At 45.8% G+C, this 23,466-nt stretch carries 20 protein-coding genes; 12 read left to right on the forward strand and 8 right to left on the reverse strand.

Annotated features, from left to right (window positions below; all coding sequences use genetic code 11):
- Positions 1-56: 56 nt before the first annotated feature.
- Complete coding sequence (locus tag MADE_RS13955) at positions 57-647, forward strand: DUF2780 domain-containing protein (RefSeq protein WP_012519243.1); 591 nt, start codon at positions 57-59, stop codon at positions 645-647.
- A 94-nt stretch (positions 648-741) separates the two neighbouring features.
- Positions 742-4,212 carry a DUF748 domain-containing protein gene (locus MADE_RS13960; RefSeq protein WP_012519244.1) on the forward strand — a complete coding sequence of 1,157 codons (3,471 nt, stop codon included), beginning with the start codon at positions 742-744 and terminating at the stop codon, positions 4,210-4,212.
- Between the two features lie 171 nt (positions 4,213-4,383).
- On the opposite strand, the gene gloA is transcribed toward MADE_RS13960, so the two are convergent.
- A complete protein-coding gene (gene gloA, locus MADE_RS13965; RefSeq protein WP_012519246.1) occupies positions 4,384-4,932 on the reverse strand; it encodes a lactoylglutathione lyase in 549 nt (182 codons plus the stop codon).
- A gap of 155 nt (positions 4,933-5,087) precedes the next feature.
- Positions 5,088-5,768, reverse strand: coding sequence for a YehS family protein (locus tag MADE_RS13970; protein ID WP_012519248.1), 681 nt, complete (start codon positions 5,766-5,768; stop codon positions 5,088-5,090).
- A 233-nt stretch (positions 5,769-6,001) separates the two neighbouring features.
- Between MADE_RS13970 and MADE_RS13975 the strand changes: the two genes are divergently transcribed.
- From MADE_RS13975 to MADE_RS13990, 4 genes are all read left to right on the forward strand, one after another.
- Positions 6,002-6,499 (forward strand): (2Fe-2S)-binding protein, encoded by a 498-nt coding sequence (locus MADE_RS13975; protein ID WP_012519249.1) that lies wholly within the window; start codon positions 6,002-6,004, stop codon positions 6,497-6,499.
- Positions 6,499-7,524, forward strand: a complete 1,026-nt coding sequence (locus MADE_RS13980; protein ID WP_012519250.1) for an FAD binding domain-containing protein — start codon at positions 6,499-6,501, stop codon at positions 7,522-7,524. The genes MADE_RS13975 and MADE_RS13980 overlap by 1 nt, the downstream gene beginning before the upstream one ends.
- A complete protein-coding gene (locus MADE_RS13985) occupies positions 7,511-9,736 on the forward strand; it encodes a xanthine dehydrogenase family protein molybdopterin-binding subunit (RefSeq protein WP_012519251.1) in 2,226 nt (741 codons plus the stop codon). The genes MADE_RS13980 and MADE_RS13985 overlap by 14 nt, the downstream gene beginning before the upstream one ends.
- Before the next feature lie 154 nt (positions 9,737-9,890).
- Complete coding sequence (locus tag MADE_RS13990) at positions 9,891-10,430, forward strand: PepSY domain-containing protein (protein WP_012519252.1); 540 nt, start codon at positions 9,891-9,893, stop codon at positions 10,428-10,430.
- A gap of 3 nt (positions 10,431-10,433) precedes the next feature.
- On the opposite strand, the gene MADE_RS13995 is transcribed toward MADE_RS13990, so the two are convergent.
- The 5 genes from MADE_RS13995 to MADE_RS14015 all read right to left on the reverse strand — a co-directional run bounded on the left by MADE_RS13995 (position 10,434) and on the right by MADE_RS14015 (position 18,776).
- Complete coding sequence (locus MADE_RS13995) at positions 10,434-12,467, reverse strand: TonB-dependent receptor (RefSeq protein WP_232363124.1); 2,034 nt, start codon at positions 12,465-12,467, stop codon at positions 10,434-10,436.
- Positions 12,468-12,625: 158 nt separating this feature from the next.
- Positions 12,626-15,880 (reverse strand): WD40/YVTN/BNR-like repeat-containing protein, encoded by a 3,255-nt coding sequence (locus MADE_RS14000; protein ID WP_012519254.1) that lies wholly within the window; start codon positions 15,878-15,880, stop codon positions 12,626-12,628.
- 261 nt (positions 15,881-16,141) lie between these two features.
- On the reverse strand, positions 16,142-17,029 hold the full coding sequence (locus MADE_RS14005; protein WP_012519255.1) for an SDR family NAD(P)-dependent oxidoreductase: 888 nt from the start codon (positions 17,027-17,029) through the stop codon (positions 16,142-16,144).
- A 346-nt stretch (positions 17,030-17,375) separates the two neighbouring features.
- The gene (locus MADE_RS14010; RefSeq protein ID WP_012519256.1) at positions 17,376-18,068 is read right to left on the reverse strand and encodes an SDR family oxidoreductase; all 693 of its coding nucleotides are present in this window, start codon (positions 18,066-18,068) and stop codon (positions 17,376-17,378) included.
- 156 nt (positions 18,069-18,224) lie between these two features.
- The gene (locus MADE_RS14015) at positions 18,225-18,776 is read right to left on the reverse strand and encodes a type 1 glutamine amidotransferase domain-containing protein (protein WP_012519257.1); all 552 of its coding nucleotides are present in this window, start codon (positions 18,774-18,776) and stop codon (positions 18,225-18,227) included.
- Between the two features lie 371 nt (positions 18,777-19,147).
- Between MADE_RS14015 and MADE_RS14020 the strand changes: the two genes are divergently transcribed.
- The 5 genes from MADE_RS14020 to MADE_RS14040 all read left to right on the forward strand — a co-directional run bounded on the left by MADE_RS14020 (position 19,148) and on the right by MADE_RS14040 (position 22,215).
- Entirely contained in the window at positions 19,148-20,101 is a 954-nt protein-coding gene (locus tag MADE_RS14020; protein WP_012519258.1) for a YihY/virulence factor BrkB family protein, read from the forward strand.
- A 150-nt stretch (positions 20,102-20,251) separates the two neighbouring features.
- Positions 20,252-20,455, forward strand: a complete 204-nt coding sequence (locus MADE_RS14025) for a hypothetical protein (protein ID WP_012519259.1) — start codon at positions 20,252-20,254, stop codon at positions 20,453-20,455.
- Positions 20,456-20,749: 294 nt separating this feature from the next.
- Positions 20,750-21,298, forward strand: coding sequence for a YaeQ family protein (locus MADE_RS14030; RefSeq protein WP_012519260.1), 549 nt, complete (start codon positions 20,750-20,752; stop codon positions 21,296-21,298).
- The gene (locus tag MADE_RS14035; protein WP_012519261.1) at positions 21,298-21,606 is read left to right on the forward strand and encodes a hypothetical protein; all 309 of its coding nucleotides are present in this window, start codon (positions 21,298-21,300) and stop codon (positions 21,604-21,606) included. The genes MADE_RS14030 and MADE_RS14035 overlap by 1 nt, the downstream gene beginning before the upstream one ends.
- 198 nt (positions 21,607-21,804) lie before the next feature.
- Entirely contained in the window at positions 21,805-22,215 is a 411-nt protein-coding gene (locus MADE_RS14040) for a hypothetical protein (protein WP_012519262.1), read from the forward strand.
- A gap of 82 nt (positions 22,216-22,297) precedes the next feature.
- Here the strand turns inward: MADE_RS14040 and MADE_RS14045 are convergent, their stop codons facing one another.
- Positions 22,298-22,768 (reverse strand): retropepsin-like aspartic protease, encoded by a 471-nt coding sequence (locus MADE_RS14045; protein WP_012519263.1) that lies wholly within the window; start codon positions 22,766-22,768, stop codon positions 22,298-22,300.
- Between the two features lie 319 nt (positions 22,769-23,087).
- Here MADE_RS14045 and MADE_RS14050 point away from each other — a divergent pair, with 319 nt between their 5' ends.
- Positions 23,088-23,456, forward strand: coding sequence for a hypothetical protein (locus tag MADE_RS14050; RefSeq protein ID WP_012519264.1), 369 nt, complete (start codon positions 23,088-23,090; stop codon positions 23,454-23,456).
- Positions 23,457-23,466 lie beyond the last annotated feature (10 nt).

Raw genomic sequence — 23,466 nt, forward strand, 5'->3', positions numbered from 1 at the left:
TTTTCGAGGTGAATTTACATTTCGCTATTCCCGCAGCCTCAAAAAGGATATTCAATATGAAACGCTTTATTTTAGCCCCTGCTCTGCTTACATTGACTTGCTTTACCCATTCAGCCCACGCCAATATCAGTGAGCTAAAGGGCCTTCTAGGCGATAAAAAAGCTGATACAACTGTTACCACCAGCAGCCTTACACAAATGGCAACAAGTGCGGCATCTAACATCGACTTAGCCAGCTTAGTCAGCGCTGTTTCTGGTAATCTGAATGTATCTAACGAGCAATCGCAGGGCGGCATTGCGTCGGTAATGAACTACGTACAAAGCAACTTATCTAACGGTGAATACTCGCAGCTAGCGAAAAACATCCCTGGCTTAGACGGCTTGCTTGATGACGTACCCGCGCTGTCTGACAGTTCGGCGCCAAACTCAAGCTCTTCGCTATCTGGGTTACTAAACAAAGCCTCGGAGTATAGCTCTACCGTTAAGTCGGTCAATGACTTAAAACAGCAGTTTGAAGCCCTTGGTTTATCAACTGATATGATTGCGAGCTTTGTTTCAATAATAAGTACTTACCTAAATGTAAACGCCGATAGTGAAACCCAAGCCTTATTTAAGTCTGGCCTAGATAATTTGCTAACGGCTCTGTAATCTAACCATTCTTGTTTTGCAGATGAGGCTTTTCTCCGTTGTTGAGACTAGCCTTTGCCTCTCTTATTAACCCAATAAAGCAATATAAACGCCTATGCAAAATGCAATATCTCGGTTTGCTGCTAAGCCTAAATGGTTTCGAGTGTCTACTTACCTTGTGCTTGTTTACTTCACTTACGCGCTGCTGTTAGGCGTTCTAGCCCCTGCTATATTGAAAACCAAACTTCCCCAAATAGTTGAGGAACAAACAGGGAGAAAAGCCAGCGTAGCAGATATTGCTATTAACCCGTTTTTACTAAAAGTAGACGTTCGTAACTTCACTATTTACGCCTCAGCTCACAGTGGGGTTCTCTCTGAAAGCCAGATTGAGAAAGAAACTACCAATACACAGCCCGATAGCCGTTTTTTCAGCGTGGGGCATATGTCATTAGACGTAGGTTTTTGGCATTCAGTATTTACGCTAACGCCAGCAGTTGAGAAGCTCTCCATTGATGCGCCATTTGTTACTGTTGCTCGCCTCAATAACACCAATACTACCCAAACATTCAACTTTTCCGATATCCTCGAGCACGTAGCACAACAGACACCTGAAACCGACGGCGCGCCATCCGAAAGCGAAAATGGCCAAATTCCGCATATCACATTAGGTGAATTTTCACTGACTCATGGCCACGTGATTATCGAAGATAGGGTAACGGACACCCTACTTAATTACCCAGAACTTGAAGTTGCATTGCAAGATTTAGACACCCATGCGGTACTTAAAGACACAGCTCAATCTACGTCTTTGCAAAGCGCGAATGATGCAGCCTCGAAAGGGTCGACATCTGCTTTTAATCAGTATCAATTTACATTGGTAACGGCCGAAAAAGGTAAAATATCCATTGATGGCGAATTTCAGTTATCTCCCTTAAAATTGACCACCTCAGTGGATATCGATGATATTGCCCTTGTACCGCTCTGGTCCCTCGGTAAACACCTAATAGCTGCTAATTTAGCCGATGGCACGGTGAGCGTTAGCCTACATGCTGAAATTTTTGAAGAAAAAGACGCTTTCCAGTTTCTACTGCAACATGGCGAATTCGAAATTAATAACCTGCTGTTTAAGCGCTCCCCTATTAGTAACAGCAAAGGTGGCAAAGACATTCTTTCCATACCTTCTTTTGCCGTTCATAACATCAATGTAGATGCGCTGCAGCAACAGGTAAATATTGAACGCGTGTCGCTTGATGCACCGCATATTTCAGCGGTATACGATAAGTCAGGCATTGATTTACAACGGTTATTTACACCGAAAAACGTACCAGGTGTAAACGCCAACACGAATACCGCAGCAGATAATTCATCGCTTACCGCTAGCCAGCCCGCAAGCCTATCGGCAAAGGAAGACAGTGGTGTTCAAACAGCCGATGAGCCATTAGCGCAAGCGGCAAAAAGCGCACCCAGCGCTGAAGTAGATGCTGAAAGCACGGCTCAAAATACAAGCGAGCGAAATGAGTGGCAGGTAGTACTACAGCAGTTTGTATTTAACGGTGGCACCCTGGATATTGAAGAACGCGGTGTAAGTGCCGGTACGTTTCTTAGAGTCAGTAATATCAATATTGAAACCGGAAGCATTACGACAGACTTTACGGCGCCCATTTCCTATAGCACGAATTTTCAGGTTTCTGCTGATCCCGAGCGTTTCAGCTCAGTCCCACAGGGCGCGTTTTCAAGCGCTGGCAGTGTAACGATCGCCAAGCAAGTTATAAAGGGCAGCGCAGCCCTTGACGCGCTAGTACTTAGTCAGTTTCAGCAATACGTCTCGCCGTACGCCAAAGTCACGCTAGAAAGTGGCGCTGTTAATCTCGACGTAACGTTTGAAGGCTCTGCCGCTGGCGACCTTAATGTAAATGCGAGCACACGGGTGGAAGGTTTAAGCATACTCGACACCGCTCAAACGCCCTTATTGCAATGGGAAGCACTGAGCGTAGAAGATATAAAGCTTGACCGTAACGCCAATCAATTGCGCGTAGAGACAGTTCATCTTACAGCCCCTTTTGCTAGATTAATCATTGATGAAGCGAAGCAGGCCAACATAAGTAAACTTTTTGCTGCAAGTGAACAGGACGTTGTTAAGAATGAAAGCACTAATAGGGAAGGAAACGATAATTTAGCGGCTCAAGACGCTGCAAATAGTAATGGTGAAGCAAAAAGTAAAAGTGCGACATCGTCGACAAGCGAAGCCGCTTCCTCTGAATTAGCTATTGCAGTTGGCGGTGTTTCTATCGAAAACGGTAGGGCGTATTTTGCCGATCACTCATTAACCCCTAAATTTGCGTCGGCAATAGAAAGCCTAAACGGTAAAATATCGGGCATAGATTCTCGCTCGAACGACCCCGCCAGCGTTGATATTACCGGTAAAATAGACAACTATGCGCCAGTGAAACTTGCTGGCACAATTCACCCGTTGAAGCAGGATTTGGACCTTGACCTGAATTTTTCAGTAAAAGGGGCTGAACTCACATCGGTTAATCCCTACTCTGGTACCTACATGGGCTACTACATTGACAAGGGGCTATTATCGTTAGCAGTGCAATACAAGCTCAACGGTGACCAGCTAGATGGCCAAAATCATGTGATTATCGACCAGCTTACATTGGGGAAAAAGTCTAATTCAGATCAAGCATTAAGTCTGCCATTAGGCCTTGCTATCGCGCTGTTAGAAGACAGAAACGGCGTTATCGATTTAGGTTTGGATGTTTCAGGGGATGTAGACAGCCCAGACTTTAGCTTTGGTTCTATCATACTAAACGCAATTGGCAATATTATTACTAAAGCGGTAACCGCCCCCTTCTCACTACTTGCTAACCTTGTGGGTAGCGATGATGAATTAGACAGTGCGGAGTTTGCGTTTGGCGCCTCAACCCTTTCTCCAGCAGTGAAAGAAAAACTTGATACCCTTGCTAAAGCGCTTAACAAGCGCCCTGGCCTGCGCGTAAACATTGAAGGTACGGTCAATGCCGTATCTGATGCAAGCGCGCTGGCACAACGCCAGTTAAACAATACACTGTTGATAAGAAGCGGGCTCGTTGATCCATCCAGCACTTCGAGCACTGCAGATATGCCCGCGAACGGTGCTGTTAATAGTTCGCAGGCTAGCCTCATAACCGGCAGCAGCATTCCGCTGGATGGCCCATTAGCCGACGCGCTATTAGCTTATTATGTCGACGTTTTTACGCCAGACCTTAACCAAGAGTACACCAACATGGTGGTACAACTATACCCAGAATTGGCAAGCGAAAGCCAAGAGCCAAGTCAGGTAAGCACTAAAGATAATCAAAGTGTAATCAAAGGAGATGACGTAAAACGCGCGTTAAGCATCGCGCGTTACAACAAACTACGCAATAGCATCGATATCCCAGAAAGTGAACTTATTCTGCTGGCCGATGCGCGCAGTAAAGCGGTAAAAAGTTACTTGGCCAACGACGCTGAAATTGAAGCGAATCGCTTGTTCTTGCTTAATACTCAGCACGACTTACATACTGAATTTAGCGGTGTGGAGTTATCCTTAGAGGCAAAGTAGCCATCGCGTCATTACCACTTTCGTGTAAGGTGTAAACCATTACCATCGATAAAACAAAACAGGCAGCATATTACTATGCTGCCTGTTTTCGTTGTGTTTGATAGTTTTTTAACAGAAGTTTAGCCAGCCCTGAATGCGCGCTAAACGTTTCTGTATTTATCTGTCCGGCTTTTATTTCTTCAAATGCGGCGCACACGTTTGTGCCACTTTTGATGCATCAAATATTTCAATCCAGTAGCCGTCGGGATCTTTAATAAAGGCAATACCTTTCATAGACCCCTCGTTGAGCCCTTTTTGAAAAGGCACGTCGAGCGCTTCGAAGCGGGCGCACGCTGCGTCGGCATCAGGTACGTGAAAACCAATGTGCCCAAAGCCTTTTGGCTCAGAATTGCCGTTGTGGTAGCTAACTGTTTCTGGCGTATCGCCCCAGTTATGGGTTAATTCCAGCATTGCCGGGCGGCCAAATGTTTGTTGCGTGCGCTTTTCAACGTCATCAGAAATATCAGAAAAGTCATCACCTGCCGCAAGAAAATACAAGCTGAACTTCATTTCCTCAAAATCTAGGCGCTTGATAAGCGTCATGCCCATAACTCGTGTGTAAAAGTCTAGCGAGCGTTTAGGGTCAGCTATACGCAGCATAGTTTGATTAAACACGAACCCTTGGGTAGCGGTGTCTATCTCTTCACACAAACCATCCGCTTGTTCAAAATGGCGACTCATATTCTCTCCTTTACTTAAGTTCAATTTACTCACTTTTACGCTTGATGTTTTTCACAAAATCCACCACTTTTGTCACGTACTCATCGGTGTCAAAAATGGGTTTACTATGCCGTTTCCCCTTTACTAAATGAAGACCGCCTAACACAGCACTTCGTTCACCGCTTTTTAGAGGGCAGCGTTCCCCATACAGAGGTATTTGCTTGTTTGCTGCTTTCTCGTACTGCGTTGGTATGACGGCTATTCAACTCGCCTTTCTCAGTTTTTGGCGAATGGGTTGTTCCCTTCTTCTTAGCAGGTTTTATCTCATTCGGTTTACCGCTAGATGGCTTTCTATCATCTGGCTTTGCGTTTCGGTGCGAGACGGTTGAATCTGGGCGATGTTTCTTCACCATGCCTTGAAGGAGGTTTCTTACAACCTGATCGCCAGCAGGTTTAAAGTTACGATGGTCAGGCTTTCTAAAAAATGCAGATAACTCACTTTTGCTTATTCTAAAGTCAGCGAGTTGTAGTGCGTGAATCATATCTTCGTCTTTGTAGCTCATCGCAATACGAATTTTACGCATGACTTCGTTGTTGCTTAACCGTTCTTTTGGCCCCAAGACTTTCGGCTCCTGCCCTTCTTGGCGACCGCGATTCTTAATAATTAAACCGTCTAAGAACAGCCCAATAATTTTGTCGCGACACGGCAAGTAGCCTTCTTCACCTTCTCGCTTCATAACGGCATGCAAATAGTCTATTTCCATGTCGTAGTTAGCTAATTTGAAAATACTGATAGCGGCGGTATCGTTGATGGCAAGTGCATAACGAAGGCGACGTAAAACATCGTTGTGAATCATGTAAGTAGGCCTGAAATATGAAGTGGCGCTTAAAAGCGTAGAGCAAAATACTCAATTTCACTATTTTACACCACTTACACGCTAGCATCTATTAGCGCGCAAGCGGGTTTCAGAAGACTTAATTTTCACAGCCTAAACCGAAACCACTTTCCCCCCGTAGTGATGATAAATCTCTTGTTAAGCTCATTTCAAAGGAGTACCGAAATTGAGCTCAATGGTAGAAGGACATATCCATGGCTACACTCAGACTTAACGGGAAAGACGTTTCTCTTCCCGAAGACCCCAGAACTACGCTTCTTGATTTTCTTCATCAACACCTATCACTTTTTGGCACCAAGAAAGGCTGCGATCACGGCCAGTGTGGAGCCTGCACAGTTATCGTTGACGGCGAGCGGGTAAACGCCTGCTTAGTCTTCGCTTTCCAGCTTGAAGATTGCGAGGTAACCACCATTGAAGGCATTGCAAATGACGACGCGCTTCATCCTCTTCAACAGGCATTTATTGAACGCGACGCTTTTCAATGCGGCTACTGTACATCTGGGCAGCTTTGTTCGGGCGTATCATTACTCAATGAGCTAAAAAGTGGTGACCCTAGCGCGGTCACCTACAGCAACCGCGCCTCACTCAAAGAAGACATTAGTGAGCGCATGAGCGGTAACTTATGCCGCTGTGGCGCCTACCCCAATATCGTAGATGCAATCACTGATGTGATTGCTTTGGAGCGTCAATAATGCAGCCTTTTGACCTACACCATTATGACCACTCTACGCCACTGAACTCGCTTCCACTTACTGACACGACGCGTTTTTTAGCCGGTGGGACCAATCTCATCGACTTAATGAAGCTTCAGGTTGAGACACCCAACACGCTAATTAGCCTAGCGAAATGGAAAGAAGCAAACGCCATTACGCAAGATGAAGCGCACTATCATATTGGTGCTATGGTAAGTAATTCTGCACTGGCAAAATTTTCCCACGACGAGCCTTCATTGTCTTTGCTAGCCCAAGCGCTTTTAAGTGGCGCAACCGTTCAACTTCGAAACCGTGCCACCACCGCAGGCAACTTGCTTCAACGTACGCGCTGTTATTACTTCTACGACACCACTAAAGCGTGTAACAAAAGAGAGCCGGGGTCTGGGTGCAGCGCACTTAATAGTATGAACCGTATTCACGCTATTTTTGGTACAAGCGAGCACTGCATCGCAACACACCCTTCAGATATGGCGGTTGCGATGATAGCCCTTGATGCCAAAGTGAACGTAAAAAATGCAAATAATGATACCCGTCAAATAGCGTTACGTGAGTTTTACCGAGAGCCTGGCGACACCCCGCAGATAGAAACCGTGTTAGCGAACGATGAGTTAATTACTCATATCTCTATTCCAAAGTCTCGCCACGGCACCCAGTATTATCATAAGGTGCGCGACCGCTCTTCCTATGCATTTGCGCTGGTGTCAGTGGCTGCGGGCTTAACCTTGAAAGAAGGGCGTGTTGACACACTTTCTCTTGCCTTTGGCGGCGTAGGTACTAAGCCATGGTACCCACAAAGCGCCATTCGTGTACTCGAAGGCGCAGAGCTTTCTCAAGAAGTTATTGCGCAAGCCGCAGAAGCAGAGCTGTCTCATGCGAAAGTTTACGGCAGCAATAACTTTAAAACCACGTTACTACGCAATACCTTGGTACGCGTACTAACTTCAATAGCAGCTCATCAGGAGAAACACCCAAAACACGAAGGAGCGTTATATGACCACGCATAATCAACCTGTTATCGGTAAAGCTGTTAATCGCGTAGATGGGCCTTTGAAGGTCACCGGCAGAGCTCGTTATGCGGCTGAACACATGAGTGAGCGTAATCCGTTGATAGGCTGGCCTGTGTCAAGTGATACCGCGGTAGGGGAAATAACGAATATCGATACCACTGAAGCCGAACGTGCAGACGGTGTGAGTGCGGTAATTACCTATAAAAATGCAGGGCCGCTTAAGCCTTTCAGTAAGCCCGCCGACGAAAGCCGGTTTACGCAAAGTCGAGCGGTGCTACACGAGCCACACATCCGACATTTTGGTGCTCCTGTGGCACTGGTTATTGCCAATACGCTAGAACAAGCGCGCTATGCAGCGAGCTTAGTCACATTTACCGTTAAAGGGAACGCCCCCGATTTACTGACATCGTTTGATGATGCACAACAAAAGCCAGCGTCTCTTGATGGCGGTTTTGAGCCCGATGTTACCAGCGGTGACAAGCCCCACGATGATGATATTCGCAGTGAAATAGAGAGTGTTTACACCACGCCCTCGCAAATCTCCGCAGCCATGGAGCCTCATGCCACGGTCGCCGATTTTAAAGATGGGAAATTAGAAGTTTATTGCAGTGTGCAAATTATCGCGTCAGCCGTAGAAGCGTTAGCCATTACTCTAGAAATGGCGCCGGAGGATATCGTGGTGCAAAGCCCTTATGTGGGGGGCGGCTTTGGCTCAAAACTAGGTTTACACTACGATGCCATACTGGCGTGTATTGGTGCTCGACACGTGAAACAGCCCGTTAAAGTTGCGTTGAGTAGACGCCAGGTATTTTACAATACCCCTCATCGAGGCCATAGCATCCAGCATATTTCGCTGTCTTCAAACGCAAACCGTGAGCTTACCAATATCACTCACAAAAGCGCTATGCCGAAAGCGAAAGGGTATGAATTTGCTGAAGCAACAGGCGCAGGCGCGCGGGTGACTTACAAATCGCAATACATCGAAAGCACACATAGAGTAAAGGATGTTGACTTACCGCTTATCGATTCAACCCGCTCTCCTGGCGATGCCATAGGCTCGCTTGCGTTTGAATCCGCTATCGATGAGTTAGCCCATAAAGCAAATATTGACCCCCTTACTTTTCGTATAAAGAACTTACCCGTTGTGCACCCAATGAAAGGCAGCCCCTTTACTACACATAATTTAGGGGAATGCCTACGCCAAGGCGCGGAAAAATTTGGTTGGCAGCATAAACCCTCACCGTCTGAAGGCAAAGTCATTGGGCACGGCGTAGCAAGTGCTATGCGAATGAACGTGCTAGTAGAAAGCTCTGCCGACGTTGAAATTAACGCCGAAGGGCAAGTGATCGTTCGCTCAGACATGACTGACATTGGTACCGGCACCTACACCATTTTGGCTCAAATCGCTGCAGAAATGCTCTCTACACCGGTGGAAAACATTATTGTAAAGTTAGGAGACAGCCGCTTTCCTGCATCTTGTGGCTCGGGCGGTTCATTTGGCGCGGCCAGCACAGGCTCTGCGGTGAAAAAAGCCTGTGAAGCGCTAACGCAAAAAATTATGGCGACTTTACCGGGCGAATATAAAAACGCGCGGCTGCGCATGGAACAAGGCGAATTTATTGTTACTAATGCGCCAGATAATAGTACAGCTTCTTCAGCTAAATCGGCCTTGCTGTTGGATGTTGTTGATAAAAGCGCCTTCCCTCTCTCTGCAACAGGAAGCGTTTCGCAAGACGACACTAGCGAGAAAGAGCAGTACTCATGCGGCGCACATTTCGCAGAGGTAGAAGTAGACACACTTACCGGTGAAGTGCGCTTGCTTAGACAGTACGGCATGTTCAGCGCGGGACAAATCTTGAATCTTAAAACCGCGTCTTCTCAAATTAAAGGAGGAATGGTGTGGGGCGCAGGCTATTCACTGACTGAAGGTATTCACCACCACACCGATTCGGCAAGTTTCGTTAATCCAGACTTTGGCGAATACCATATTGCCGTGAACCGCGACATTGCAGAAGTCAACTTAGACTTTCTTGAAGAGCCTGACTATGCCGCGTCCCCCGTTGGGGCTAAAGGTATCGGAGAGCTTGGCATAACCGGTGCAGGCGCCGCCATTGCCAATGCAATCTATGATGCCTGCAAAGTGCGAGTTAGGGACTTCCCTATAACCATGGATAAGGTGATGCTGGGCATCAGCGACCCTCAACAGTAATGATAAATAGAGGCGGCTTTCTAAAGGCCGTCTCTTCGCTCATCATTACCAAACCGACCAATCTCGTAAACGGCGCGTTAGGGTGTTTTTACTGCACCCGCCGAATACCGTATAGTATCGAGTGTTTTTACCTATTCGTTTTAAGTGTTGTTTAATGTCGGTTACCCTTCGTAAATACAGTCGAAGTATTCATTTATGGCTGTCGCTTGTTATTTTTATTCCGGTGATCATCGTTATCGCCAGCGGCCTATTGCTGCAAGTAAAAAAAGAGTTCGACTGGATCCAACCACCCACACAAAAGGCACAAAATAGCGCGCCAACCCTAGCATTCGATGACGTATTAGCAACAGTTAAACAAGTCCCCCAAACAAACTTGAAGACATGGGAGGATATTGACCGTTTAGACGTACGCCCTGGCAAAGGCATTATCAAGGTAAGAGGAAAGAACCACTGGGAAGTGCAGTTAAACGCGCAAACGGGGGAAGTGCTTCAAGTGGCCTATCGCCGGACAGATACCATAGAAGCTATTCACGACGGCAGCTGGTTTTTTGAAGGCGCTAAGCTTTGGTTTTTTCTACCCGCGGCCATTTTACTGTTTGTACTCTGGGTAACCGGGTTGGTTATGCTGATAACAACGTTGAAAAGCAAATACCGAAAGCAAAAATATCAGCAAAAAAATCGCCAACGACGTTAGTCGTTAAAGCAAATAGGTTAATGCAAGCTGTATGCTTTTACCTTGGGCAAAAGGGGCTTTATCATCGGTACTGGTATAGTACAGCTGATCGGTTAAATTTTCCCAACTGGCCTGTAACACAATACGCTCGTTCATACGCCAGCTACCGCCCACATTCAACGTAATAACGTCATCAAGGGGTCGCTCTCCCTCTGCGACATCTGATTTACTAGCGCGATAAACCACCGTGGTAAAAAAGCGCGCACTGCCCAATGTCATACCAACATTAAACCGATGATTATCGGCAGGTATATCAGCAATAGCATTACCTAACTCATCGCGCCCATTTACCCATGCGCCACTTAATGTCGCATCAATGTTGTTAACTTTCGACTGCCAACTAAGCTGATAGCTTAGCCCTTTAATGGTGGCACTATCCAAATTCGCATATTGTAAAACGTCGTCAGCTATCGCTTGCCTTTCTATGTAATTATCAATTTGCTGATAAAATACGTCGATAGCGCCCTGCAGCTGTTCGCTGTTGTAAGCAAAAGTAGCTTGTGAGTTTAGGGCGCTCTCGGTTTGCAGCTTTGTACTGCCTATTACTGTGCCACGGGGCGTTTCCCCCGCGAAAAAGCGCTCGGTTAATGACGGGTTTCTAAATGCGCTAGATACATACAAGCTTGTTGCCCAACGCTTTGCTAATTGATAGTTTACTCCGATATAACCGCTTAAATTTGTGGCGGTGACGTTTTCATTGGTACCGGTATTATCAGATTGTCGCTGCCAATCCACCCGCGCACCTAGCGCCAATGCGGTGCTATTCCATTGACGTGAGGCATCTACAATACCGGCAGCATTTATTTCATTTGCATTCAGTGTACTTACTTCATAAGCAAGTGCAGGCGCCCTTTCCTCTAAAAGGGCAATAGAATCAGGCCCATGGCCCTGTTCAACCGGGATAGCGGTTAAGCTAAATTCTTTTTCGTCTGCTTCTACGCCTTCGCGCCCTGACACCTGTAACTGCCAGTTAAACCACCAATCTTGCCAATTGCCCTTGGTCTTAATATCAAAGCCATAATCAAGCGCCTTGTTTTCGCTATCGTTAATACGGCTTTGCGGGCGCAACACCGACGTCTCTAAATAAGACTGATGCCACCAGATGCTTCCTGTGTAGTTATCCGCTCCAACCGTCAACTTGCCTAGCCAGTGCGTGTTATCTGGATAAGTAGAAATTCGATTTAAAGGGTAATCGCTGCTCGATTTACCAATATTATTGTTGTCAGAATAGAGGGTCCACGCTTCTTTTATAAACCCGCTTTCAGGGCGATGTCGCAAGAAAAGCCCGGCCTGTTCAAATTGATCAAATAACAGAGCGCCGTTAGCATCTTCTCCCTTATTAGCATTGCGATAGGCTATATTCCAATCTGTATTCCCGACACTGTCTTTGTAGCTAAGGGTTTTCATTTGCTGGTTGCTACTGTACCCCACATTAAGATAAGGGTTCTCGGTGGCATCTAGCTGCAAATTAACCGCGCCTCCTAGTGCACCTGACCCCAAATACGTAGAAGCTGCGCCAGGCAATACAGAAACCGACGTTATAAATTCAGGTGGAACAAAGCCAATGCTAGAACCTGCTCGCCTATCGCTGACAATAGGCACACCATCAAGCAGCGTTTGAATACGCCAACGAGAGTACCCCCTAATACTAATACTTTGTATCTGACCGCCCTGCCCGTTGAGGGATACGGAAGGCGCTTGCAACAAAAGTTCGTTGGTGTGTAGCGGCGTCACCAGGTGACTTTTATCAAATTGATACTGAGGAAATATACGGGATAGGGATTCATCGTAATAAGGCCGCGTTGCGGTTACGGTGTAACGCTCTAACTGACTGATATCTGCATGTTGCGCGAAGCTTAAAGGCGAAACAAAAGAAAAGAATAAACCCGCACATAGCCCTGAAAACGTCACGGTGTTTTTAGCGTTTTTACCTCGTGTAGAGATAAAGTAGAAACACAGAAAAAGAAAAAAAGGCGAGGAATAAGAAGACAAAAGCACACTCATTAAACTGACAAGTTAGGGATAAAACTAAGACTTAAAATTAAAATGTAAAAGCCAGGGCACGACAATTTCATTACCGCCGCGCCTTTCGCTGGCTTATAAAAAGGTAAGATGACATTGCGCATGAGGTAACCCCATGCGCTTTGCCCGTTTCGCTATTTATTAATAACAGGTAGACCAGAAGTCCACGGACCGCCAGCTTCAACTACGGCTTGTTGGAGTGCAGGCACGGCAGTGCTTTGCAATGTGCCAATACGCGCAACCGCACTGTCTAAGCTATCGTTTGCGTAACCCAGCTGATCTTTATGCTGCGCTGTAGGACCGTAGGAAGAGCCTAGTGCCGAACGAGCATATCGTAAACGGCTCATGATATTAGCGGGCTTTATACCCATTCTATCGCGAGACTTAAGGCCGTAGAATTGTCTGTTTACGGCATGTATCTCTTCTTGAATTGCAGCAAACTGCGCCTCAAGCTTTGCAATATCGCTTGGGGTACGATCAATGGCTGTGCGCAGCAACGCCATTGTATCTTTCAGATGTTTTAGCACTGTTGTGGCTGAAATCGCACGTTTTTGTGCATCACTAACCGCACTTCCATAGACTTCCATTTCTTGTGGTGTTGCACCTTCAAGTGCACCTTCAACAATAGCAGCCAATTCGAATGAAACCGGCTCAGAAAGCGGCGTTACCTCAGTACCCACGCGTTTAAACAAGGTAGCGGTATAGCTGCCTGGCAGTGCCATCAGACCATTATTTTTACTGTCTTTTTCCGTTAACGGGTTAGTAGATGCATACTTCATATCCCACGTTAGGCGATGTAGCCCTTTTTTGGTCTTGCCATCAACGCGTTTAATAATGTCGCCTTCGCTATCACGCACTTCAATATAAACCGCAGGTTCCGCTTCTTGATTTTCCGCTTCAACCGCTTCCCAACTCGGGTATTTAGGGTACTTTTTATCTTCTACTGCTTTTTTATCTGCTTCTTGGCGCTTTTCTTTGGCTGTTAGCAAACTGTCTTTAAGGTAATAGGTGAAGGTTGCACCATGCTCTGGGTTCTTCGCTACAAAGCGATCGTCGCCGTCAGAGTCGGTGTGATTATCATCTAGCTGGAACCATTTTACTGGGCGGCTTGGCCCGAACAAAATCGCGTCTTGCTGCATCGACTTTTCGGTTAATGAACGAAGCGGTGCGTAGTCATCAAGAATGTAGATCCCGCGACCGAAGGTACCAGCAACCAGGTCATTTTCACGACGCTGAATTTTTACGTCTCGTGTTGAAATTGTTGGCATACCGCCATCAAGCTCAACCCATTTCTTGCCGCCATTCACCGAGAAGAACACGCCAAATTCGGTGCCAATAAATAACAGATCTTTGTTTACGTGGTCTTGCACAATGCGCCAAACCAAATGCTTTTCAGGCAAGTCTTCAGCAAGCGATGTCCAACTTTTACCAAGGTTTGTCGACTTAATCAGGTACGGCTTGTAGTCACCATATTTATGATTATCTAATGCGACGTAAACCGTATTAGGGTCGTATAAATCGGCGCGGATATCATTGACGTACGAGTTCGCAGGAATCCCTCGAATATCGTCTAACTCAATCTTTTTCCAAGATTTACCGCCGTTAGTGGTCACTTGAATAATGCCGTCGTCAGTCCCTGCCCACAATATATTTTCATCTACCGGGCTTTCTGCGAAGTTAGCGATGGTATGAAATTCCGTCATTGCGTACAGGTCCCAGCCAGCTTCCACTGACCACGTACGTCCCATTAATGGCGAATGCATGCGATTGCCGTTTTTCGTTAAATCGCCTGATACCGCCCTCCAGCTGTCTCCGCGATCATCGCTTCGCCATACTCGCTGAGACGCAAAGTAAATACGCGCAGGGTCGTGGGCCGAAACATTAATAGGCGCGTCCCAGTTATAACGCTCTGCGGGATCGCCAGGTAGCGGCTGCGGTTTAATGTAAACCCCTTCGCGGGTTTTCATGTCTACACGGGTCAAGTTACCTTGTTGCCACTGCGAGTACACAATATCCGGGTTGCCTGGTTCTGTTGCCGGTCCGTGACCGTCACCACCAAGCGTAAGGAACCAATCTTTGTTCTTAATCCCCTCTTCTCGCATTGTTCGCGAAGGGCCACCTTGGGTAGAGTTATCTTGCGCACCGGCATAAATTTTATAAAAAGGCGTAGAATCATCGGGCGCCACTTTATAGAACTGCGTTAACGGTAAGTTAGCCATAAAGCGCCAGTTCGCCATTCTGTCGTGCGACATATAAATTCCCCCATCAGAACCCATTAACACGAAGTCTGGGTCGGTGGGGTGAAATGCCATGGCATGATCGTCAACGTGCTTGCGCTTGGTGTTAATGGGTGTCCAAGTTTTACCGCCGTCGTCTGACACTTTGCTGTAGTTACTCGCTATATACACCCGATCAAACTGGTGTTGGTCTGCGAAAATCTCTTGGTAGTAGTGCGGACCGGTTCCCCCACCTACTTCATCCGACATCTTGGTCCAGCTGGCACCTTGGTCGGCAGAGCGATAAAAACCTCCACCGCGGTTGTCGGTTTCAATAGTGGCATAGATAACATCGGGGTTCATAGGCGATATTGCCATTCCGATTTTTCCCATATTGCCTTCTGGCAAGCCGGTTTTAAGTTCGGTCCAGGTTTCGCCACCATCGTTTGATGTATGAATACCTGCCCCTTCGTTTGTCCCCACATAAGCACCAATAGAGCGCTGACGCGCCCAGGTTGCTGCGTAAAGCTTATCAGGGTTGCGAGGGTCGATAAGCAGTGAGGTTACGCCTGTCCACTTATCAGCAGGGGTAAGGACCTGCTTCCATGTTTCGCCACCGTCGGTAGTTTTGTATAGGCCGCGCTCGCCACCACCACTCCATAGAGGGCCTTGGGCTGATACCCAAACGATATCGGGATTGGTAGGATGAATAATAATGTCTGAAACGTGCTCGGATTTAGACAGCCCCATATTTTTCCAGGTTTGACCGCCGTCTACTGACTTGTAAACGCCGTCACCGAAGCTGATATGCCGGCCACCGTTATTTTCGCCGGTACCAACCCAAATGATATTTGAATTGCTTGGCGCAATAGTAACGTCACCAATGGAATAGACCGGCTGGTCGTCAAAAATAGGCGTCCAGGTTGTACCTGCGTTAGTCGTTTTCCATACGCCGCCCGAACCAACGGCGGTATACCATGTGGATGGGTTATTCTGATCGATTGCAATATCAGCAATACGCCCCGACATATACGCAGGCCCAATGTTTCTGAGCTCCATTGCTTTAAACGTTGAGCTGCTAAATATTTCGTCTTTGTCGTTTTTATCTGCGTAGGTGGGCGAGCACGACAGTGCTATTGATACAGCAACTGCCGCTTTAAGAAGCTTTTTCATTATTATTATCCAGTGTGTTTAAAGGGCATCACGCCCTTACAAGTTTGTTGTTAACAACTTTATAGCATTACTTATAAACACTGGATAATTCAATGCACTCCACGACCAAACTACGATTATGAAGGTTAAAAAATCTTCCAGATGGTATTAGCGTATTATTGATGCGTAAAATCCAAAGGGCGCAATCAAATCACTGTGCTTGAGCGCGCCGTTTATTCTGGACACTAAAAGAGTTGGCTATTTTTAAATAACCTGGCGGCTTTAAAACGTTACCATGTCGTCATCAATAAGGTGCCCGACAACAGCGCTATTTTCAGCATCGATAAACCCGTTATCAATAGCGTTGAAGCGCTCTGTTGTTACTTTGCGGTAATTTGGGTGCGTAAAAATATAGGTTTGCTTTGATTTAAGGGCTTCGATTACGCGTTCGGCTAGCATAGCTGCCGGGATCCCAGACTCAACCGCCATGGTAGCCGCTTGCGCCCCCGCTTTAAGCTTTTCTTTATCAATGCGATTTTCTTGAGCGACGGCGTACTTTTGTTGACGATTTCGATAAGACTCATGGATTCGCGTTTTCACAAAGGCTGGGCACAGTACAGAGGTGTGAATATTGAAAGGTTTAAGCTCAGCAATCCAGCTTTCTGTCATTGAAACCACAGCGGCTTTAGACGCGCAATACGCCCCTGCGTAGGGCATTCCCATCATTCCAGCCATTGAAGCCACATTTAACACCCAACCGCCTTCACCATGCTCTTGAATGGCTGGAACGCTAGCCTGCGCACCGTAAAGCACACCCATTACGTTAACATCCATTACCCAGCGCCACGTTTCGTGCTCTGAGTCTTCGACTTTCCCCGGGGTGCCGCCCACACCAGCATTATTGATGACCATGTGAACTTTGCCGAACTTATCTTTCGCATTAGCAACAATGTCTTCCCACTGGGAATAGTCTGTCACGTCCAACGCGCAGGTAAGAATATTATAGCCTTTTTCACGCAGGGCACTTCCCGACTGCATTAGCGCAGCGTTGTCGATATCCCCCATCACTATATTCATGCCCTGTTCGGCTAACGCCTCTGCCAAAGCCAAACCGATGCCGCCAGCCGCGCCCGATATAATTGCCGTTTTACCATTGAACTCGTTCGACATGTTATTCTCCTGTTATTGTTGTGCCGCAGTGTTCACCGTTCTGTGTTCTAAAGGCATACCTTGCGCGACACACGACTATTCGTCGCATCCCGCACAGTGAAAAAAGCGGACTATTTGTAATAAACAGATTAGGAGGGTTCAAACGAGGAATATACTTTATTTAGCTAATTTCTATGACTTCACGAAATTGATGGCGGGCATAGTGAGGGGGGCTGCAAGGGGCAAGGGGCAAGGGGCAAGGGGCAAGGGGCAAGGGGCAAGTGTAAGCCCCTTTAATAATCTAACGTATGTAAAAACTGTCTTTGTTGGTTGCAAAAAAAGTTAAAACAACGGGCGAACCGGCATGTTAGTTCGCTGGCATAACATACATTTCTCGTACACACGCCGAGCTATCAGCGTTTAAAGCAAATAGCACAGTATTGGCAATATCTTCAGGCTGCAGCTTGTCTTCCTTAGGCTCGTCGAAGAATGGGGTATTTACCATGCCCGGGCAAATTGTCGTACACCTACCGCCCCACTCCCGCATTTCTTCTGCCAAGTTTTGACCAAATCCGTAAGCGAACCACTTGCTAGCGCCGTAAACCGAGCCTTTAAGCGCGATACGGCCAGCTACTGAACTGGTAATGATGAAATGGCCTTTGCTGTTGCGAAGATAGGGTAAACCTGCCTTGGCGGTGTAAAGTAAGCCATTAACATTCGCGCCTAACATTCCATCCCAATCATCTACCTCGCCTTTTTCAATACCGGCTGCTTTGGCGCCGCGCCCTGCGTTGGCGAAGATGCCGTCAACTTGGCCGTAGTGACTGTTTACCTTTTTAAAGGCGTCTTCTAATTCACTAAAAACGCTTACGTCTGTTTTAACGGCATAGGCATTGTCTTTGCCTAACTCGTCCACAAGCGTCGCTAATTTATCTTCACTTCTAGCCATTAGCGCAACCTTGAAACCTTCATCAACGAGCTGTTTTGCCGTTGCCTTGCCTATTCCGCTAGATGCCCCTGTGATCACGATAACTTTCTGACCTGACGTTGAACTCGTCATACCTTCTCCTTCACTCGTAAGTCGTTGCTATTTAGTTGATTGCCCCTTGATGACGTGTAACGTCAAAACAAGAGGCAATAAATTCGTTTATACCTACCTAAGACAGATACGTTTCTACCTGCCCATTAAGATTGAAACAGGCTAGCGTTTACCCTGTTAGGCAACTAACTCGCTAATTTTGGCAACAAATGCGGGGATATCGTTGGGGTTACGGCTTGTCACCAGTTTTTCGTGATTTACCACTTCTTCATCTACCCAGGTCGCCCCTGCATTCTGTAAATCGGTTTTAATACTTGGAAACGATGTAAGCGTGGCGCCGTCGGCTAGTCCCGACTCAACCAATAGCCATGGGCCGTGACAAATTGCGCCAATAGCTTTAATACTGTCGGTGCCATTGGCTTTGCTGATAAAGGCTACCGCATCGTTGTTAGTTCGAAGCACATCAGGGTTAATCTGCCCGCCTGGTAGTACAAGGGCATCGTAGTCTTCAAGGTTAGCTGACGATACTTGTAAATCGACATCTACCTCTTTACCCCAATTGTCTTCATCCCAGGCTTTAATCGTCGTTTGGTCCTCAATGGAAAGAATGTCTACCTTAGCGCCTTGCTCGGTGAACAAGGTTTTAGGTTCAACAAGCTCACTTTGCTCAAAACCGTTTGTTGCTAAAATGGCTATCTTCTTACCCTGTAGATTTTGCGTATTGCTCATCTATATCACTCCTTTTTTAAAGCATTGAATTACACAGGTAAACCACGCTATTTAACCAAAGGCTTTATAGTGGTATACCACTTTGTACCTCGTCGTTTCTACGTCTTCACTAATCCTACGTAGCAACTAATCCTGTGTCATAACTAAGTTGCAAAACTAAGTTGCAAATTACAAACCAGCGCGCAATAAACAACATAACCCTATGATTAAATTAATCATTTCAAGAAGCCGCGTTATCACCCAACCCTATTAAGCACTCACATTTGCAGATAAACATGAATGATTTACAGGGCGAAGTAAGCCGACTAGTACGATTTTATGTATGAAGAACTACAAGGGCTACGAAGCGTAAAAGAACGATTAGAGGATTTATGAGCAAGGAAAAATTTAACCACGCAAAATCAGCATTTGAGATTTCGCTGAAAAGTTGGTGGAGCATTTTAAAGCGCATTTTTAGTAGCGTTCAAAAGGACAACATCCCCCTGATTGCTGCTGGTGTCGCGTTTTATTGCCTATTAGCTATCTTTCCCTTGTTAGGTGCCACGATAGCCCTTTATGGGCTGATGGTATCGCCACAAGAACTGCAAAGTCATATGACGTTTCTTGTAAATGTAGTGCCCACTGACAGCCGATATATTATTGAAGAGCAATTGACCAACTTGATCGAGAAGTCTAACTCCACCTTGGGGTGGGGCTTTTTATTCACCCTTGTGCTATCTCTATGGAGTAGCAGTAAAGGGGCCAATGCGCTTATTAAAGCGTGTAACATTACCTATGGTGAATCGGAAGGCAGGGGCTTTTTTAAAGGCATACTGGCTCGCGTTACCTGCACTGTTTTCATGATTTTGACCGTTATCGTCGCCCTAGCTTGCATTACAATTTTACCCGAGTCTATTCAGTGGCTGTCGGGAAATACCGTTAGCGCGAAAGAGGCTATGTGGGTTACTTGGCCTGTTATGCTAGGCTTATTTAACATAGCCTTGTCGGCACTTTATCGATATGCGCCACATCGCCGCGAAGCGCAATGGCGATGGGTAACGCCCGGTTCCATTTTTGCCACTGTACTATGGGTGGTCGCATCCTATGGTTTTTCGATATACCTAAACGAGTTTGGAAGCTATAACAAAACCTATGGTTCTGTAGGTGGAATTATTATTTTGCTAATGTGGCTTTACCTAAGTGCCTACATTATTCTTATTGGTGCCGAGGTTAACTCGGCAATAGAGCTTCAAACTACGGCAGACAGTACTAAAGGTGAAGAAAAACCTATGGGTGAAAGAAATGCCTTCGTAGCCGACCATACCCCCGATGACGTAAAACATTGACGCTATCAACTCATAGGTTTTAAAGGCTTAGAACGAGCGTGCCATTTGTAACTAGTATAAAACTATACCTATATTCAGTTACCCATCATTCTTGATTTGTATACCTTTATATTACCCAATGTCGGGTAACCCAATAAAAGGAATTATACAATGCAAAATGCATTTATACAGATAGCGAAGTATCTTGCTTATATGCTTACTATTATCGTAGCCATTGTATGTATTCAAAATACGCTTTCGTCTGTTTTCAAACTAGATGGATACACTGAAATTGTGTTGACGGCATCGGTGGTTTTCTTAGTGACATTTATTTGCACCTGCTGTGCGAAAAAGCTTAATGTCTTTCCCAGTTAAAAGCCCCTTGTATTTTTCTGTTCCAGCAAAAAAGGGCTTTGAGTTTTTATCACCGTTATTTAGCATTGTGAAAGTTTGTAAAGGCGACGAACAAGTTAAACCGAAGCACAGGGAAAAGCACATAAAATAGAAGATTGCCGTATGCGCAATCAACATACCTGTCAAAAAGCACCGCACTCACCTACAGCGAAAATCGTTTTTTACTGGTACTATACCGCAAAGTATTGCTATGCCACTGTTGCCATAGCAACTCAAGGCTAACAACAGGCCTTATCAAAACGAAGCAGGAACATCATGGCTCTCAAAGCAACCATTTTCAAAGCAGACATATCGATAACCGATATGGACCGCAACTATTACAGCGACCACAACCTGACGATTGCGCGCCACCCGTCTGAAAACGATGCGCGCATGATGCTGCGCATTATTGCTTTTATTGTAAATGCCCATGAGCGTTTGCAGTTTACTAAAGGTTTATCTGACGATGATGTGCCTGACCTTTGGCAGAAAAACTTTAGCGACGAAATAGAGCTGTGGATAGAACTAGGTCAACCTTCTGAACAACGCATTAAAAAAGGCTGTAACCAAAGTCAGCAAATGATGATTTATTCATACGCGGACAACAGCTTTGAAGCTTGGTGGAGTAAAGAGCAAAACAAATTACAAACAAGAAAAAACTTGTCGGTGTTTACTTTACCTGAATCGTTATCCATTACTCTGGCTAACGCCGTACAGCGCTCGATGCAAATTCAGGTTACCATTCAAGACGGACAAATGTGGCTTACCATTGAAGGGGCTGATGTTACTGAAAGTGTTGAAGTTGCCATTGAGAAAAGGATGTAATGAAAAAGCTCTCTGCCGTACAACTTAAACAGCAAGCACTGGTGTTTGATATTGCTAACCGTCTAGAAGCACAAGCAAGAGATGAGTTTGAAGGTATGCAGCAGTGCTGGTTTGACGTTCAATACCATCAGTTTCCTGGGTCTTTATTGTTGCGCTTCCAGTTTAAAAACGAAGAAGCGTTAGCATTAGCAGAGCCCGAGCTAAAAAAATGGCAGCAACAGCTAAGCGCAGCGTTACTTAAAAAAGGCGTAGTGTTAAAAGACAGGCGAAGGCATTTAATCTTTACAATTGAAGGACCTAAAGATTAGCCACCCTCACCCCTTTTTTTGCACACAAAGTCTAGTTACATTTTGTATAGTAATTAGGCTAGACTGAAAACGTCGAATATTTGGCTAGTCTAATATTAATAACAACGGCAAGCAGTGCGCACTATTGCGCCGAATATTTGAATTACCCATGTTGATCGGCTTTAAACAAGCCACTATCCCAGCAAAAGGAGCTTCACAATGAAAACACAAGCAATGGCGTTAGCACTACTACTGTCTTTAATGGGCTGTACTGAATCTAGCGAAGAAACGAAAAGCGAAGTAAGTAAAGAGATGGAAAAGGCAGGCGAAGCGACATCTGACGCTTATGAAGACACAAAAGAAAGCGCAGCCGATTCTTGGGATGAAACCAAAGACGCAACCTCTGACGCTTATGAAGATGGCAAAGAGATGGTTTCTGACGCCTACGAAGATGGCAAAGAAATGGCATCTGACGCCTACGAAGATGGTAAAGAAATGGCATCTGACGCCTATGACGCGAGTGCCGAAAAGGCGGGCGAATTTAAAGACGCCGCAGCGAAAAAAGCCTATGAAGCATGCGTAAAAATGAAAGAACAAATGGGCGGCGATGTGAGCGAGTGTGAAAATTAATAACGTCTGTTATTGCTCATAAAGCGTCAAAGCGAACCTTAGGGTTCGCTTTTTTGTAGCTTGGTTAAAAAGTTGCTATAACCTACTCACACCCAGCCAATATCACCGAACTAGAGGTGATGGTTAACGGTGCAACGCGTAATAGCGTATTAATACCTAAAATATTATTGCCTTTAGGAAGCACAGCGACTTCCACTGGGCCGACTTCACAAGTATTGCCTATACGAACAGAGTTCAGTTGGTATTGTGATACCTTTAAGATTTTTCCATTTGCCATTCTTGCCGCCGAAGTTCGGGTAGCGAGTAACGTATGATTTCGGGTAAGTGCGTCAAACGTGGCTTGATTGAGCGTTAATAAACTCGAACCGGTATCAAGTAGAAAGGAAGCGTTAACTTGCGACTCAAGGGTTGCTTCTAAATACAAGGTGCCGCCTTTGCTTTGAGATAGCGGGATGCTTTGCTCGATTGCTGATGCCGGTGCAGCGAGCCCTAAAAGGCAAGATAGCGATGTTAAAAGTGACGCCTTCGCCGCTTTTTTTACTATTCTTTTCATCTTACATGCACCACGCATTAGCTTTTACTGATTGAAATAGAACAGCAAGATGAAGACCAATCGCTAATTGCTTGATTTATTTAGCGCTCTGTACACGTCACAAGTCAAAAGCACTTAAATAGTGCAAAACCTAAGCCCGCTTCGCACCAAAGGTGATCGCAGCGAGACTATTTGACGCACTTACTCTTAACACGCCTGATTACACATTTCCTATATCACCCGTTACCTGATAGCAAATAACTATCGCCAATCTCTATTGTTTGAAACGATTTCGTTCATATAATAGACAAAAGTAGTAATATCAATATGAGGACACGATATGAAATTACGCTATTTAGTGAGTTCTTTATTTACCGCGGTTACACTTAGCTTTACTGCCAACGCGGCACAGGCTATGCCAGCTTCGACCAGCGATACTATCGAAGTGCAAGTCGTGGATTATTCAGGAAAACCGCCTTTTAAACGCAAAGTTGTCAGCATGAGTGTTAACGATGTCGCGCAGCTTGAATCGGTGGGTGAAGAAGCCATTGAGTATGTTGAGGTTAAGGAAGTCATTATGCGCGGTAAACCACCTTATCGCAGAGTAACGACTATGATGCCTGTCTATGACATTGCTCAACTTGAAGTACTAGAAGAACAAAACGAAAAACAAAAGCGTGGTACTCGCCCCCCATTTAAACGCAACTAATAGGCGTTAC

Origin of the sequence: Alteromonas mediterranea DE (assembly GCF_000020585.3) — a bacterium.
In the GTDB taxonomy this organism is placed as follows: Bacteria; Pseudomonadota; Gammaproteobacteria; order Enterobacterales; family Alteromonadaceae; genus Alteromonas; species Alteromonas mediterranea.

What these genes read in the sequence shown, in the direction of transcription:
- MADE_RS13955 (WP_012519243.1), top strand. Translation starts at nt 57, where the DNA reads ATGAAACGCTTTATTTTAGCCCCTGCTCTGCTTACATTGACTTGCTTT.
- MADE_RS13960 (WP_012519244.1), top strand. Translation starts at nt 742, where the DNA reads ATGCAAAATGCAATATCTCGGTTTGCTGCTAAGCCTAAATGGTTTCGA.
- gloA (WP_012519246.1), bottom strand. Translation starts at nt 4,932, where the DNA reads ATGAGTCGCCATTTTGAACAAGCGGATGGTTTGTGTGAAGAGATAGAC.
- MADE_RS13970 (WP_012519248.1), bottom strand. Translation starts at nt 5,768, where the DNA reads ATGATTCACAACGATGTTTTACGTCGCCTTCGTTATGCACTTGCCATC.
- MADE_RS13975 (WP_012519249.1), top strand. Translation starts at nt 6,002, where the DNA reads ATGGCTACACTCAGACTTAACGGGAAAGACGTTTCTCTTCCCGAAGAC.
- MADE_RS13980 (WP_012519250.1), top strand. Translation starts at nt 6,499, where the DNA reads ATGCAGCCTTTTGACCTACACCATTATGACCACTCTACGCCACTGAAC.
- MADE_RS13985 (WP_012519251.1), top strand. Translation starts at nt 7,511, where the DNA reads ATGACCACGCATAATCAACCTGTTATCGGTAAAGCTGTTAATCGCGTA.
- MADE_RS13990 (WP_012519252.1), top strand. Translation starts at nt 9,891, where the DNA reads ATGTCGGTTACCCTTCGTAAATACAGTCGAAGTATTCATTTATGGCTG.
- MADE_RS14000 (WP_012519254.1), bottom strand. Translation starts at nt 15,880, where the DNA reads ATGAAAAAGCTTCTTAAAGCGGCAGTTGCTGTATCAATAGCACTGTCG.
- MADE_RS14005 (WP_012519255.1), bottom strand. Translation starts at nt 17,029, where the DNA reads ATGTCGAACGAGTTCAATGGTAAAACGGCAATTATATCGGGCGCGGCT.
- MADE_RS14010 (WP_012519256.1), bottom strand. Translation starts at nt 18,068, where the DNA reads ATGACGAGTTCAACGTCAGGTCAGAAAGTTATCGTGATCACAGGGGCA.
- MADE_RS14015 (WP_012519257.1), bottom strand. Translation starts at nt 18,776, where the DNA reads ATGAGCAATACGCAAAATCTACAGGGTAAGAAGATAGCCATTTTAGCA.
- MADE_RS14020 (WP_012519258.1), top strand. Translation starts at nt 19,148, where the DNA reads ATGAGCAAGGAAAAATTTAACCACGCAAAATCAGCATTTGAGATTTCG.
- MADE_RS14025 (WP_012519259.1), top strand. Translation starts at nt 20,252, where the DNA reads ATGCAAAATGCATTTATACAGATAGCGAAGTATCTTGCTTATATGCTT.
- MADE_RS14030 (WP_012519260.1), top strand. Translation starts at nt 20,750, where the DNA reads ATGGCTCTCAAAGCAACCATTTTCAAAGCAGACATATCGATAACCGAT.
- MADE_RS14035 (WP_012519261.1), top strand. Translation starts at nt 21,298, where the DNA reads ATGAAAAAGCTCTCTGCCGTACAACTTAAACAGCAAGCACTGGTGTTT.
- MADE_RS14040 (WP_012519262.1), top strand. Translation starts at nt 21,805, where the DNA reads ATGAAAACACAAGCAATGGCGTTAGCACTACTACTGTCTTTAATGGGC.
- MADE_RS14045 (WP_012519263.1), bottom strand. Translation starts at nt 22,768, where the DNA reads ATGAAAAGAATAGTAAAAAAAGCGGCGAAGGCGTCACTTTTAACATCG.
- MADE_RS14050 (WP_012519264.1), top strand. Translation starts at nt 23,088, where the DNA reads ATGAAATTACGCTATTTAGTGAGTTCTTTATTTACCGCGGTTACACTT.